At 74.4% G+C, this 12,942-nt stretch carries 13 protein-coding genes; 7 read left to right on the plus strand and 6 right to left on the minus strand.

Features of this window, described 5'->3' with window-relative positions; genetic code table 11:
* Positions 1-315: 315 nt before the first annotated feature.
* Positions 316-948 (minus strand): sortase domain-bontaining protein, encoded by a 633-nt coding sequence (locus ACIGXO_RS14925; protein WP_399785566.1) that lies wholly within the window; start codon positions 946-948, stop codon positions 316-318.
* A complete protein-coding gene (locus ACIGXO_RS14930; RefSeq protein WP_399785569.1) occupies positions 938-1,312 on the minus strand; it encodes a hypothetical protein in 375 nt (124 codons plus the stop codon). Before ACIGXO_RS14930 ends, ACIGXO_RS14925 begins: the two co-directional genes overlap by 11 nt.
* 142 nt (positions 1,313-1,454) lie before the next feature.
* On the opposite strand from ACIGXO_RS14930, the gene ACIGXO_RS14935 reads away from it, so the two are divergent.
* Entirely contained in the window at positions 1,455-2,234 is a 780-nt protein-coding gene (locus tag ACIGXO_RS14935; RefSeq protein WP_399785571.1) for an HAD-IIA family hydrolase, read from the plus strand.
* Between the two features lie 16 nt (positions 2,235-2,250).
* On the opposite strand, the gene ACIGXO_RS14940 is transcribed toward ACIGXO_RS14935, so the two are convergent.
* Entirely contained in the window at positions 2,251-3,486 is a 1,236-nt protein-coding gene (locus ACIGXO_RS14940; RefSeq protein ID WP_399785692.1) for an ROK family protein, read from the minus strand.
* On the opposite strand from ACIGXO_RS14940, the gene ACIGXO_RS14945 reads away from it, so the two are divergent.
* From ACIGXO_RS14945 to ACIGXO_RS14955, 3 genes are all read left to right on the plus strand, one after another.
* Positions 3,485-4,606, plus strand: a complete 1,122-nt coding sequence (locus tag ACIGXO_RS14945; protein ID WP_399785574.1) for a Gfo/Idh/MocA family oxidoreductase — start codon at positions 3,485-3,487, stop codon at positions 4,604-4,606. The two genes, ACIGXO_RS14940 and ACIGXO_RS14945, sit on opposite strands and share 2 nt — an antisense overlap.
* On the plus strand, positions 4,603-5,073 hold the full coding sequence (locus ACIGXO_RS14950; protein ID WP_399785578.1) for a heme-degrading domain-containing protein: 471 nt from the start codon (positions 4,603-4,605) through the stop codon (positions 5,071-5,073). Before ACIGXO_RS14945 ends, ACIGXO_RS14950 begins: the two co-directional genes overlap by 4 nt.
* Before the next feature lie 71 nt (positions 5,074-5,144).
* Positions 5,145-6,122: a DUF3048 domain-containing protein gene (locus ACIGXO_RS14955; protein ID WP_399785581.1), complete on the plus strand. Its 978-nt coding sequence runs from the start codon at positions 5,145-5,147 to the stop codon at positions 6,120-6,122.
* A gap of 15 nt (positions 6,123-6,137) precedes the next feature.
* Here the strand turns inward: ACIGXO_RS14955 and ACIGXO_RS14960 are convergent, their stop codons facing one another.
* The 3 genes from ACIGXO_RS14960 to ACIGXO_RS14970 form a co-directional block, all read right to left on the minus strand.
* Positions 6,138-6,995: a fumarylacetoacetate hydrolase family protein gene (locus tag ACIGXO_RS14960; protein ID WP_399785583.1), complete on the minus strand. Its 858-nt coding sequence runs from the start codon at positions 6,993-6,995 to the stop codon at positions 6,138-6,140.
* A gap of 144 nt (positions 6,996-7,139) precedes the next feature.
* Positions 7,140-7,883, minus strand: a complete 744-nt coding sequence (locus ACIGXO_RS14965) for a YidC/Oxa1 family membrane protein insertase (RefSeq protein WP_399785586.1) — start codon at positions 7,881-7,883, stop codon at positions 7,140-7,142.
* A 129-nt stretch (positions 7,884-8,012) separates the two neighbouring features.
* Positions 8,013-8,318, minus strand: coding sequence for a DUF6412 domain-containing protein (locus ACIGXO_RS14970; RefSeq protein WP_399785589.1), 306 nt, complete (start codon positions 8,316-8,318; stop codon positions 8,013-8,015).
* Positions 8,319-8,481: 163 nt separating this feature from the next.
* On the opposite strand from ACIGXO_RS14970, the gene ACIGXO_RS14975 reads away from it, so the two are divergent.
* From ACIGXO_RS14975 to ACIGXO_RS14985, 3 genes are all read left to right on the plus strand, one after another.
* The gene (locus tag ACIGXO_RS14975) at positions 8,482-10,302 is read left to right on the plus strand and encodes an AMP-dependent synthetase/ligase (protein ID WP_399785592.1); all 1,821 of its coding nucleotides are present in this window, start codon (positions 8,482-8,484) and stop codon (positions 10,300-10,302) included.
* Between the two features lie 205 nt (positions 10,303-10,507).
* A complete protein-coding gene (locus ACIGXO_RS14980) occupies positions 10,508-11,269 on the plus strand; it encodes a DUF4142 domain-containing protein (RefSeq protein WP_399785594.1) in 762 nt (253 codons plus the stop codon).
* Entirely contained in the window at positions 11,266-12,771 is a 1,506-nt protein-coding gene (locus ACIGXO_RS14985; protein WP_399785596.1) for a DUF1996 domain-containing protein, read from the plus strand. Before ACIGXO_RS14980 ends, ACIGXO_RS14985 begins: the two co-directional genes overlap by 4 nt.
* Positions 12,772-12,942 lie beyond the last annotated feature (171 nt).

Here is a 12,942-nt window from a genome sequence, read left to right on the forward strand (position 1 = left end):
CGGAACTTGGCCGGTCGCAGCAATCCTGGCACACCCGTGTGCACCGGCGACGGCCCGTGGGCAACCTGTTACAGCCCGCTGCCAACGCCCTCTATGCGGAGGGCGCGCAGGCGTTCTAAAGTGTGGGTCTGGCCCTGGCCCCCGGCCTGGAACGCGCACTTCATGGCGCCTCCCGCCGACGGCAGGGCAACTCCCGCAGTCCTGAATCGCGGCGGTCGAGGACCGGCCGGCCGGCGGTTCAGGGGGGAGCGAGCCGCCGGCCCGGCCGGGCGCTCGCACGCCGCCCTCCGCGTGCCGCACTCCGCTCATCTCCTCTCATGGACCGCTGACCCCGCTCAAGTAGGCGGAGACGACGATCCGGTCGTCGCTGACGAGGCGCAGCTCGGCGCGGTCGCGCTCGTGCGCGCCGGTGATCCGCGCGGCGTCGAACCGCGCCGGCGAGTACGCCTGTACCTCTTCCACGGTGAACTCCGCGATGGAACCGTCCGACCGGGCCACCCGCACGGTCTCCCCGGCGCGGACCTCGCCCAGTCCGGCGAAGACGCCGCGCCCCGGACCCGCCGCGCCGTGCCCGGCCAGTACCGCCACGCCCGGCCGTCCCGGCTGCGGCCCGGCCGCGTCCCAGGCCACGGCGCCCGGCGTACGGGCCGGTGGCGCGAGGACGCCGGGGGCGCCGGCGGCCGGCACCACGTCCGCGTGGGCCGTGCCCAGCGCGCCGATGCCGATCGCGGTGGGCCGGGCGGCGGGCAACGGGGCGTGCGCCCGCGGGAGTTCCTGGAGGAGGGGGCGGCCCACGGCGGCGACGTCGCCGGTGGTGGCGGCGGCCGGCAGCTGCCCGTCGCTCGGCCCGCGCCCCCATATCCACAGCCCGAGCAGCAACAGTGCCCAGGCCACACCGGCCAGCAGCCGGCCGTACCCGCCCGTCATGGGCAGGCCCTCACTCGGCATCACCGCCACCCCGCTTCCGCAGCACGTGCACAATGCGGCCGATCACGACGAGGGCCACGCCGCCGGCCACCACCAGCCCCGCCGACCGGCCCGAATTCATCCCGCCCACCGGTCTCCGCTCCTCGGTCACCGGTCTCCGCTCCTCGGTCACCGGTCTCCGCTCCTCGGTCACCGTCCGCCGGTCCTCGGTCACGGGACGGTATTCGGCGGGCGGCGGTGGGGCGGCCCGCGCCGTCACCCCCGCGGTGGCGGCGACCGGCCCGGGCTGCCCGTCGAGCCGGCCCGCCGGGTGCGCGGTGCCGGCGAGGACCACGCAGGCGGTGAAGGCCGTGCAGGTGCAGACGGTGAAACGCGGTGGACGCATGGTGAACCTCCGGATACTTCGAAGGTCGATGCCGCAGCCGCCGTCCGCATCCTGAGCGGGGCGCCGCTTGCGCCGCCGGGGTGACAGGAAGCTCTCGTGCCACCCCTGATGCACGCGTGCGGGAGTGCATAGCATGGCGCCCATGACAGAGCGCAAGCCGATCGAATCCTGGCTCACCGACATGGACGGCGTGCTGATGCACGAGGGCATCCCCGTCCCCGGAGCCGACGCCTTCATCAAGAAGCTGCGCGACGCCGGTCGCCCCTTCCTGGTGCTCACCAACAATTCGATCTACACGGCCCGGGACCTGCACGTCCGGCTGAGCCGGATCGGGCTGGAGGTGCCGGTCGAGAACATCTGGACCTCGGCGCTCGCCACCGCCAAATTCCTGGACACCCAGCACCCCGGCGGCACCGCCTATGTGATCGGCGAGGCCGGGCTGACCACCGCTCTGCACGATGCCGGTTACGTCCTGTCCGACCAGGACCCGGATTTCGTCATCCTGGGCGAGACGCGCACGTATTCGTTCGAGGCGCTGACCAAGGCGATCCGGCTGATCAACGACGGCGCGCGGTTCATCGCGACCAACCCCGACAACACCGGGCCCTCCCCCCAGGGCGCCCTGCCGGCCACCGGTTCGGTCGCCGCGCTGATCACCAAGGCGACCGGCAAGGACCCGTACTTCATCGGGAAGCCGAACCCCTTGATGATGCGTACCGCGCTGAACACCATCGGGGCGCACTCCGAGAGCTCCGCCATGATCGGCGACCGGATGGACACCGACGTGCTGGCGGGCCTGGAGGCCGGCATGGAGACGTTCCTGGTGCTCACCGGGCTGACGGGCAAGGCCGACCTGGACCGCTACCCGTTCCGGCCGACCAGCGTCGTCGACTCGATCGCGGACCTGGTCGACCGCATCTGAGCCCCGCGGCGCCCTCTCAGAGCGCCGCCCGCGCCCCCGTGAACGGGCCGTGCGGCGGGGCGAAGAGGGAGGCGAGGACCAGGTGGGCGGCGCCGAGCGGCACCGTGTGCGGGCCGCCGGGTGCGAGTACGACCGGGACGGTGCGGGCCTCGGCGGCCCCGTGCGCGCGCAGCTGGCCGTCGAGGGAGGCGGCGACTCCCCGTACGTACGCAGGGGGGTCGGCCAGTACCGTACGGCCGCCCAGCAGGATCCGGTCCACGTCGAGCAGTTCGACGAGGTTGGCGGCGCCGACGCCGAGCACCCGCGCCGCCTCCGCCGGGTCGCCCGCCGCCACCGCGGCCAGGCACAGCGCCTCGATGCAGCCGCGCTTGCCGCAGCCGCACCGCGGGCCGTCCAGCTGCACCACCTGGTGCCCGAACTCCCCGGCCCCGGTGCGCGCTCCCCGGTGCACGGCGCCGCCCAGCACCAGCCCGGCGCCCAGCCCCGTGCCCAGGTGCAGATAGCCGAACGACCCGGCGCCGTCGGCCTGCTGGGCCAGGCCGTGCGCCGCCGCGTTGGTGTCCTTGTCCAGCACCACGGGCAGACCGAGCCGCTCGGCGAGCGCGGCGCGCAGCGGGTAGCCGTCCCACTGCGGGAGGCCGGTGACCCGGTGCAGCACGCCCGTGCGGTGGTCCAGCGGGCCGGGGCAGGCCACGCCCGCCCCGATCACCCGGGCCTCGGGCGCGGCGGCGCGCACCTCGGCGACCTGGGCCGCGGCCGCCGCCAGTACCTCGTCCGCGCCCGCGCCCAGGTCCAGCGGCGCGCGGCGGACCGCGACCGGCTCGCCCGCCAGGTCGGCGAGGACCGCGACGCTCTCGTCCCGGTCCAGGTGCAGCCCGATCGCGTGCCGGGCGCCGGGGACCAGCCGCAGGACCGTACGGGGCTTGCCGCCCGTGGACGCGCGCCGCCCGGCCTCGGTGGCGAGCCCCTCCTCCCGCAGTCGCGCCGTGATCTTGCTGACCGCCTGCGGGGTGAGCCCGCTGCCCTCGGCCAGTTCCAGCCGGCTCACGCCGCCCTCCCCCGCCGCGCGCAGCAGCCCGAGCAGTACGGCCGCGTTGTGCCCGCGCAGCAGGGGGAGGTTGGCGCCGCCGAGCGCGCGCTCGGCCGGGCCGGGCCGTCCGGCCGGGTCGGAGGGGGGAGGGTTTTCGCTGGTCACCTCTCTATTGTGCGGACCGCTTGCACTTTGGCAACAGCGTTGCTTAAGTGGAAGCATGAGCAGCCCGAGCGACTCCCCCACCGGTACCGCATCCCCCGGCAGCCCCCTGCGCGTCGGCCTCATCGGTTACGGCCTGGCCGGCTCCGTCTTCCACGCCCCGATGATCGCCGCGACCGAGGACCTGGTCCTCGACACGGTCTCCACCTCCAGCCCCGACCGCCAGGCGCAGGCCCGCGCCGAGCACCCCCAGGTGCGCACGGTCGGCACACCGGACGAGGTGCTCGCGCGCGCCGCCGAGCTGGACCTGATCGTGCTCGCCTCGCCGAACAAGACGCATGTACCGCTGGCCACCGCGGCACTGGAGGCCGGCCTGCCGGTGGTCGTGGACAAGCCGCTGGCCGGGACCGCCGCCGAGGCCGAGCAGCTGGCCGCGCTGGCGAAGGACCGCGGGCTGCTCCTCTCCGTCTTCCAGAACCGCCGCTGGGACAACGACTTCCTCACTCTGCGCAAGCTGGTCGAGGAGGGCGCGCTCGGCGAGGTGTGGCGCTTCGAGTCGCGGTTCGAGCGGTGGCGGCCCAAGCCCAAGGGCGGCTGGCGCGAGTCCGGCGACCCGGCCGAGATCGGCGGGCTGCTGTACGACCTGGGCAGCCACGTCGCCGACCAGGCCCTCACCCTCTTCGGCCCCGCCGTCGCGGTGTACGCGGAGTCCGACGTGCGCCGCCCCGGCGCCGAGGCCGACGACGACACCTTCATCGCGATCACACACGCGAGCGGCGTCCGCTCCCACCTGTGGGTCAGCGCCACCACTGCCCAGCTCGGCCCGCGCTTCCGGGTGCTCGGCAGCGAGGCCGGTTACGTGAAGTACGGCCTGGACCCGCAGGAGGCGGCGCTGCGCGAGGGCCTCCGCCCGGGCGGCGCGGCGGAGTGGGGCGTGGAGCCGGAGTCCGCCTGGGGCCGCCTCGGCGCCGGGGAGTCCCCGCAGACCGGCGGCGGCGAGCCCGTCCCGACGCTGCCCGGCGACTACCCCGCGTACTACGCCGCCGTCGCCGAAGCGCTGCGTACGGGCGGCGAGCCGCCGGTCACCGCCCTGGAGGCGGCCGCCGCGCTGCGCGTCCTGGAGGCCGCCAAGCTCTCGGCCGCCGAGGGCCGCACGGTCCGGATCGAGGCCGCCCGATGACCGCCGCCGACGACATCGCCACCCTCGAGGAGCACGAGCGCCGGCTGGTCTTCGACCGCTTCGGCAACGAGGACGCCTGGGAGCTGGGCACCCTCCTCGTCGAGCTGGCCCGCGAGCGGAACGCCGCCGTGACGGTCTCCATCCGGCGCGGCGCCCAGCGGCTCTTCCACTACGCGCTGCCCGGCACCAGCGCCGACAACGACGCCTGGCTCGACCGCAAGTGCCGAGTCGTGGAGCGGTACGGCGAGGCGTCCTTCCTGGTCGGCGCCCGCTTCCGGGCCAAGGGCCGGACCTTCGAGGACTCCTCCCGGCTGGACCCGGACACCTACGCCGCCCACGGCGGCGCCTTCCCGGTCCGCCTCCGCGGTACCGGGGTCATCGGCGCCGTGGCCGTCTCCGGCCTCGCGCAGGCCGACGACCACGCCCTCGTCGTCGAGGCGTTGGAGCGGTTTCTGCGCCCCGCCTGACGGAATCCGTGCGCCCGCCCGGTCCACCGGGAAAGCTGTGGGGTAACCGGCGAGAGAGAGGCGGTACCCCCATGGCGTGGACGGGCGGGCGGACGGGCGGACGGGCCGGATCATCACGGCGGACCGTGCTGGCGGCGGGGCTCGCCGCGGGCCTGTCACCGCTGGTGGCGAGCTGTCAGATGGGGGACGGCGACGGGAAGTCGCCGTTCACCGGCAAGGACGGCGCGGGCGACAAGGTCTTGGCCGTCAAGATCGACAACATCGCCGCGGCCCGCCCGCAGACCGGCCTGGAGGACGCCGACATCCTCTACACCGAAGAGGTGGAGGCCGGCCTGTCCCGGATAATGGCCGTCTTCGCGAGCCACCTCCCCGAGCGGGTCGGCCCGGTCCGCAGCGCCCGCGAGTCCGACCTCGAACTGCTCCGCCAGTTCGGGCACCCGGCGCTGGCCTACTCGGGCGCGCAGGCCGGCCTGCGCCCCACGCTGGAGTCGGCCCCGATCGCCGCCCTGCCCCCGCGCGAGGCCCCCGACGCATACGTCCGCAGCACGGACCGCGCCGCGCCGCACAACCTGTACCTGCACCCGGCCCGCGCCCTGAAAGCCGCTCCGGACGCCTCGGCCCCCGCCGACATCGGCTTCCGCTTCGGCGCCGCCCCGGCGAAGGGCGGCACCAGGACGACTCAGCAGGACGTCCGCTACCCGGCGGCCCGCTTCTCCTTCACCTGGTCCGAGAGCCGTGGCCGCTGGCTGGTCGCCATGGACGGCACGCCCTTCCGCACCACGGGAGCCGGACAGCTGGGCGTCGCCACGGTGGTGGTCCAGTACGTGACCGTCCGCTCCTCCCGCCTCCACGACAAGTGGGGCAGCGTCACTCCGTACACGCAGACCGTCGGCTCGGGCGACGCCCTGGTCCTCCGCGACGGCAAGAAGTACCAGGCCGAGTGGAACCGCCCCGGTCCGGACGCCGGCACCACCTTCACCACCCCCGAAGGCCACGCCCTCCCCTTCACCCCCGGCCCGGTCTGGGTGGCCCTCATCCCGAAGAGCTGAGAGCCACCCCGCCCGTCACGCGTCCTTCAGCTCCTGGCGCTGGCGGCCCAGGCCGTCGATTTCGAGTTCGACCACGTCGCCGGCGCGGAGGTACGGCTTGGGTTCGGCGTGGCCCATGGCGACGCCGGCCGGGGTACCGGTGTTGATGATGTCGCCGGGGTAGAGGGTCATGAACTGGCTGAGGTAGCGGACGACTTCGGCGACCGGGAAGATCTGCTCGGCCGTCGTGCCGTCCTGCTTGAGCTCGCCGTTCACCCACAGGCGCAGGCCGAGCGCCTGCGGGTCGGCCACCTCGTCGGCGGTGACCAGCCAGGGGCCCAGCGGGTTGAACGTCTCGCAGTTCTTGCCCTTGTCCCACTGGCCGCCGCGCTCGATCTGGAACTCCCGCTCGGAGACGTCGTGCGCGATCGTGTAGCCCGCGACGGCGGCGAGCGCCTGCTCGTCGGTCTCCAGGTAGCGGGCCGTGCGGCCGATGACGATGGCCAGCTCGACCTCCCAGTCGGTCTTCACGCTGCCGCGCGGGACGAGCACCGTGTCGTCCGGGCCGACGACGGTGTCCGCGGCCTTCATGAAGACGATCGGCTCGGCCGGGATCGGCGCGCCGGTCTCCCGGGCGTGGTCGTGGTAGTTCAGCCCGATGCACACGACCTTGCCGATGCGGGCGAGCGGCGCGCCCCTGCGCAGTCCGGCGGCGTCCAGCGCCGGCAGGTCGCCGGCGGCCGCGGCCGCACGGATGCGGTCCAGCGCCGTCTCGTCCTCGAGCAGCGCTCCGTCGATGTCCGGCACGACGCCCGACAGATCACGCAGGGTTCCCGACTCGTCCAGCAGCGCCGGGCGTTCCGCCCCCACCGGTCCGACACGCAGCAGCTTCATCAGTACAACTCCCGTGGTCGTATGCGAAGGGTCGGCCCGGGAGGGGTCTCCCGGGCCGGCCGATGGAGTGCGGCCATCGAGCGATTTGGCCGATCCTCCAAGAACGGGGTCCCGCCCGCAAGACCCCGTTCACGTACTGGACCTTTACTCGGCGGTAGCGGGCGTGAGGCCCGCGGCGGGCTTGCGGTCCCGCATCAGCAGGCCGCGTTCGCAGACCGTCCACGCCGTACTCGTCACGACGTACAGGGCGGCGGCCAGCGGTACGACGGCGACCGTGAGGAGCGTGGCGAAGGAGAGGAGGGGGGCGAACTTCGTCACGGCGGCCATGCCGGGTACCGCTTCACCGGCCACCCCGGCCGGTGCGGCCGCGGTGGCCTTCCGGGCCCGCCGGTAGTTCACCGTCGCCACGGCCGCGACGATCACGAAGAGGGCCAGGTACACCAGCCCGTGCGGCCCGAACGGGCCCCCGTCGGCGAGCGCGTCCGTCCAGCGGCCGCCGAGCGGCGCGTCCAGCAGGCGTTCGCCCAGCAGCCCGGAGCTGCGCGAGGTGAAGAGGTGGTACATGAGGAAGAAGACCGGGAGCTGCAGGAGCATCGGGAGGCAGCCGGCCAGCGGCGAGGCGCCCGCCTTCCGGTAGAGGTCGGTCATCTCGCGCTGCATGCGCTCGGGGTTCTTGGCGTACTTCCGGCGTATTTCGGCCAGCTGCGGGGCCAGTGCGGTGCGGGACTTCTCGCCGCGCACGGCGGCGCGGGCGAGGGGATGCAGGGCGGCGCGTACGGCCAGGGTGCAGACGACGATGGCGGCGGCGGTCGCCGAGGCGCCGAAGAGCGGGGAGAGCGCGTCGGCGAGGTGGCCGAGCGCGGCGCCGAGCGGGGCGAAGACGGACATGCGGGAGCCCTCCAGGGGTCTCGTCAGTACCGAAAGAAGCAGTGGGAAAAGGGGATCTCAGGGAGATTTCGGTGTGACGAGCCGCGTGGCAGGGCCGTACGCGGAGAAGAGGAGCAGGCGCCTGCGCGCCTACGCGGCCGTCGGCAGACGGCGGCCGGGTGCCCTGGGCCGCGGGCGGCCCGCGGCGTCGGGATCGCGCTGGGGCAGGAAGGCCGTACGGCGTTCCCGGTCCCGGATGGCGGTGCGGACCCGGCCCGGCGGAGCGGGGCGGGCCAGCGTGGCGACGAGCACCGCGCGGCTGAGGAGGAGGACGGCCGCGGTGGTCGCGGCGGCGGTCAGGGCCGAGGTCAGGCCGCTCTGCGTGAGCAGCACGCCGGCCAGGAGGAACAGCAGCGCGCCGACGTACAGCCGCCAGGCATCGGCGAGGTACCGCATACGCGTTCTCCTCTCCCCGCTCGGCTGTTCCCCGACCGGGTTCGCCCCGCTCGGTTTTGTCCTCTTCCGCTCAAGAGTAACCAGAGAGCCTGCGCAGTAGGGCCACCAGCGGGTAACTTGCGTCCACCCCGGCCGTACGGCGGGGGCGAACGAGGGAGGTGTGGTGCGCGAAGTCAGCACGCCCGCCCTGGTGACCGCGGCCCGTACCGGCGGCCTCGCCGACACCGTCCACGAGCTGGCCGACCGGGTGCCCGCGCTCGCCCAGCTCGCCCGCCGGGACCCCGCGGACCCCGGCCGCTGGCACCACGTGTCCGCCGCCGCCTTCCGCGCCGAGGTCATGGCGCTGGCCAAGGGGCTGCTCGCGGACGGCCTGCGCCCCGGCGACCGGGTCGCCGTGATGTCCAGGACCCGGTACGAGTGGACGCTCTTCAGCTACGCGGTCTGGTCGCTCGGCGCGCACCTCGTCCCCGTCTACCCGACCGCCTCCACCGAGCAGCTGCGCGCGCTGCTGGCCGCGACCGGGGCCGACACCGTCGTCATCGAGCACGAGCAGCACGCCATGACCGTGGCGGCGGCCTGCGACGCCGACTGCCGGCTGCGCCGCGTCTGGCAGCTGGACCAGGACTGCCTCGGCCTGCTCAGCGGGCTCGGCGCACATCTGCCCGACGCCGAGGTGCACCGGCTGCGCCGGGCCGTCACGCCGCGGGACACCGCGGCGGTCGTCCAGACCTCCGGCACCACCGGCCGGCCGCGCGGCTGCGTGATCACCCACGGCAATCTCGCCGCCGAGTGCGACACGCTGCTGGCGGGCTGGGGACGGCTCACCGGGCCGCCCGGCGAACAGCCGTCGATCCTGGCGTTCCTGCCGCTCGCGCACAGTTACGGGCTGATGGTCCAGGTCGCCTGCCTGCGCGGCGGCATCCTGCTGGGGCACGAGCCCGAGCTGACCCCGCAGGCGCTGCTGCCCGCGCTCGCGTCCTTCCGGCCCACCTTCCTCTTCGGCGTCCCGTACGTCTTCGAGAAGATCTACGACAGCGCGCGCCGGGCCGCCGAAGAGGCCGGCCGGCTGCGGCTGTTCGACGTCGCGACGGCCACCGCGCTGCGGTACGCACGCGCCGTGGAGCGCCGCGAGCAGGGCCACGGCCACGGTCCGGGGCCGGGTCTGCGCGCCCGGCACGCGCTGTACGAACGGCTGGTGTACGGGCGCATCCGCGAAGTCCTGGGCGGGCGGGTGCGCAACGCGGTCTCGGGCGGCTCGCCGCTCCGCGCCGACCTCGGGCGGATCTTCGCCGGGGCCGGCCTGACCGTCTACGACGGGTACGGGCTCAGCGAGACGAGCGGAGCCGTCACCGCCTGCCCGCCGGGGCGGGTGCGATTCGGCACGGTCGGCCGGCCGCTGCCCGGCTGCGCGGTGCGCATCGCCCAGGACGGCGAGGTGTGGGTACGCGGCGACGTGGTCTTCGCCGGGTACGTCGACGAGCACGGGACGGCGCCGCACGACGGCTGGTTCGCCACCGGCGACCTGGGACACCTGGACGAGGACGGCTACCTCGTGATCACCGGCCGCAAGAAGGACATCCTCATCACCAGCGGCGGCAAGAGCGTCGCCCCGCTCGGCCTGGAGGAGCGGGTCCGCGCGCACCCGCTGATCTCGCAGTGCCTGGTCGTCGGCGACAACCGGCCCTACATCGCGGCACTGATCACCCTGGACCCCGAGGCGCTGGCGCACTGGCGGCGCTACCGCGGCGGGCTCCTCGACGCGCGGCCCGATGACCCGCCGGAGGAAGGCGTCCGGGCGGCGGTGCAGCGGGCGGTCGCGGTCGCCAACGCCTCGGTCTCGCGCGCCGAGTCCATCCGCGCCTTCCGCATCCTGCCCGGCGAGTTCAGCGTCGCCGACGGCCTGCTGACGCCCTCGCTGAAGCTGCGCCGGGCGGCGATCGAGCGGGCGTACGCGGCGGAGATCGAGGCGCTGTACGCGGGCTGAGCAGCGCGCTCGTGCGCGGCTGAGCCATGCCCGTTCGCGAGTGGGCCGGGCGCGTTCGCGAGTGGGCCGGGCGCGCCCCGCCGCACCGTAGCAGCGCACGCGCCGCCCCGGCGTTTTCTTGTCCAGGCGCGCGAATCCCGCGTTCACCGGCCCCGCACCGGCCTAGCGTCCGAGGCGTCCCACCGGACCGACCGGGAGGTTTCGTGTGCGCTCCATCGCCGGCCAGCTGTCCGCCGTCCCCGCGCGGACGCTCGCCACCGGACTGATCGTCGCGGCCCTCGCGGCCACGCTCGTCGCGCTGCTGCTGCCCGTCCAGCTCTTCGGCCAGAACACCTCGACGGCCGCCGCGGCCGCTGGCTGGGAGGACGACGGGGGCGGCACCGTCCGCACCCCGTACGGCCTGCTCACCCCCATGGACCGGGACTTCGTGCGCAAGGTACGGCTCGCCGGGCTGTGGGAGCTGCCCGCGGGCCGCCAGGCGCGGGAACGCGGCACGCGGAAGGCGGTGCGGACCGCGGGCGACCATCTCGTGGCCGGCCACACCGAACTGGACCGGCTCTCCGTACAGACGGCCCGCGACCTGGGCATGTCGCTGCCGGACGAGCCCACCCCGCAGCAGCAGGGCTGGCTCGGGCAGCTGGACTCCGCGCGCGGCCAGGAATTCGACCGGCGCTTCGCCCAGCTGCTGCGCCGCGCGCACGGCAAGGTCTTCGGACTCGTCGCGCTCGTCCGGGCGCAGAGCCGCAACTCGATGGTGCGGCGCCTGGCCACTCGTACGAATGCGGTCGTCCTGGACCACATCACGGTCCTGGAAGGTACCGGCCTGGTCGACTTCGGCAACCTGGCGGCGGCCCGGCCCCGGCAGCCGTACGTTTCCCCGAACACGCGGCCGCTCCCCCACCCCACTCTCCCCAGCACTTCCCACCACTCCCCACGCAACTCCCCACGAAGCGAAGTGATCGCATGACTCCACAGGCCCATAAACGCTCGCGCCTGACCACCCGGCTGGTGGCCGCGGCAGCCGCGCTGCTGCTCGGCGGCGGCGGGACCGCGCTGATCGCCGCCGGCGCCTCGGCCGACGGCGCGGACGAGAACGGCCCGGCGCAGCGCGGCGGCCAGGCGGCCGTGGCCTCGACCGTGTCCTGCCCGGACGTCGGCGACCGGCTGCGCCGGGTGCCGCGGGGTGCGCGGCTGCCGGTCTCCCGCGGGCTCGCCGCGCTGGACCGCCAGGTGGCGACGGCGTACGAGAAGATGATGGCGGGCGGGCGCGGCGGCAGTACGGACGCGATGCTCCAGCAGCTGCGGCAGCAGCGCGAGAAGACGATCGGCGCGATGGCCGACGCCATCGGCCGGTCGGCGCCCCGCCCCGACGCCCTGCTGACCATGAGCGCCTGCAAGCTGAAGCCCACGGGAGAGTCCATATCGGTGGGCGAGCAGCAGGACGTCGGAGACGCTCAGCAAGGGCAGAACGACGGACAGGACGCGGGCCGGCAGGGTCAGGACGGTGAGCAGCAAGGCCAAGGAGACGCGGCGCAGCAGGGGCAGCAGGGGCAGCAGGGGCAACAAGGGCAGGACGGTGGCGCGCAGCAGCCGCCCGGCGGGCCCTCCCCCGACGACTTCGCCGACATCCGGTCCGTCCAGCCCAACGCCCAGCAGCCGCCGCAGGGCGACGGCGCCTCCACCGGCACCTTCGTCTCGGAGTGCGGCACCAACGAGGAGGGCCACTTCAACTCCGACAACGTCATCGTGACGCCGGGCGTCAGCAACGGCGCGCACCACACCCACGACTACGTCGGCAACGAGACCACCGACGCCTTCTCCACCGACCAGAGCCTGGCCGCGTCCGGCACCACCTGCGACAACGGCGACCTGTCCACGTACTACTGGCCCGTCCTGCGCACCCTGGACGGCACCTCGGAGCACAAGCCGGGCGCGGGCCACGACGGCAACGTGGGCTCGGTCCTCACCCCGTCCGACGTCAAGCTCACCTTCAGCGGCAGCCAGGCCGGTGACGTGACCGCGATGCCGCGCTTCCTGCGCATCATCACCGGCGACGCCAAGGCGTTCACCAACGGCCCGGCCAACGCCAACGCCTCCTGGAGCTGCACCGGCTTCGAGGACCGGCAGCTGAAGGACAAGTACCCGATCTGCCCGGGCGGCTCGGACGTCGTCCGTACGTTCAACTTCCAGAGCTGCTGGGACGGGCAGAACACCGACAGCGCCAACCACCGTACGCACGTGGCGTTCGCGCAGCAGGACGGCTCCTGCCCGGCCGGGTTCCGCGCCATCCCGCAGCTCCAGGAGAAGATCACCTACGACGTGCCGGCCGGCGAGCAGTTCGCCGTGGACAGCTTCCCGGAGCAGCTGCACAAGCCGGTCACCGACCACGGCGACTTCATCAACGTCATGCCGGAGCGGCTGATGAAGAAGGCGGTGGCCTGCATCAACGGCGACCGCAACTGCCGCTGAACCGGCGCGGGGGGGGGGGGGGGGGGGGGGGGGGGGGGGGGGGGGGGGGGCGCCGGGGCGGCGGGCGCCCCCCCCCCCCCCCGGGGGGGGGGGCCCCCCCCCCGGGGGGGTACGGGGGGGAAGAGGCGAGGCGGGGAAAAGGCCCGGGGGATCCCCCCGGTGAGCCCCCCG

Origin of the sequence: Streptomyces sp. NPDC053542 (assembly GCF_044544685.1) — a bacterium.
GTDB lineage: Bacteria > Actinomycetota > Actinomycetes > Streptomycetales > Streptomycetaceae > Streptomyces.

Bases quoted from the DNA above. Each gene is read 5' to 3' on its own strand.
- ACIGXO_RS14925 (WP_399785566.1), bottom strand. From the start codon at position 948: ATGCCGAGTGAGGGCCTGCCCATGACGGGCGGGTACGGCCGGCTGCTG.
- ACIGXO_RS14930 (WP_399785569.1), bottom strand. From the start codon at position 1,312: ATGCGTCCACCGCGTTTCACCGTCTGCACCTGCACGGCCTTCACCGCC.
- ACIGXO_RS14935 (WP_399785571.1), top strand. From the start codon at position 1,455: ATGACAGAGCGCAAGCCGATCGAATCCTGGCTCACCGACATGGACGGC.
- ACIGXO_RS14945 (WP_399785574.1), top strand. From the start codon at position 3,485: ATGAGCAGCCCGAGCGACTCCCCCACCGGTACCGCATCCCCCGGCAGC.
- ACIGXO_RS14940 (WP_399785692.1), bottom strand. From the start codon at position 3,486: ATGCTTCCACTTAAGCAACGCTGTTGCCAAAGTGCAAGCGGTCCGCAC.
- ACIGXO_RS14950 (WP_399785578.1), top strand. From the start codon at position 4,603: ATGACCGCCGCCGACGACATCGCCACCCTCGAGGAGCACGAGCGCCGG.
- ACIGXO_RS14955 (WP_399785581.1), top strand. From the start codon at position 5,145: ATGGCGTGGACGGGCGGGCGGACGGGCGGACGGGCCGGATCATCACGG.
- ACIGXO_RS14960 (WP_399785583.1), bottom strand. From the start codon at position 6,995: ATGAAGCTGCTGCGTGTCGGACCGGTGGGGGCGGAACGCCCGGCGCTG.
- ACIGXO_RS14965 (WP_399785586.1), bottom strand. From the start codon at position 7,883: ATGTCCGTCTTCGCCCCGCTCGGCGCCGCGCTCGGCCACCTCGCCGAC.
- ACIGXO_RS14970 (WP_399785589.1), bottom strand. From the start codon at position 8,318: ATGCGGTACCTCGCCGATGCCTGGCGGCTGTACGTCGGCGCGCTGCTG.
- ACIGXO_RS14985 (WP_399785596.1), top strand. From the start codon at position 11,266: ATGACTCCACAGGCCCATAAACGCTCGCGCCTGACCACCCGGCTGGTG.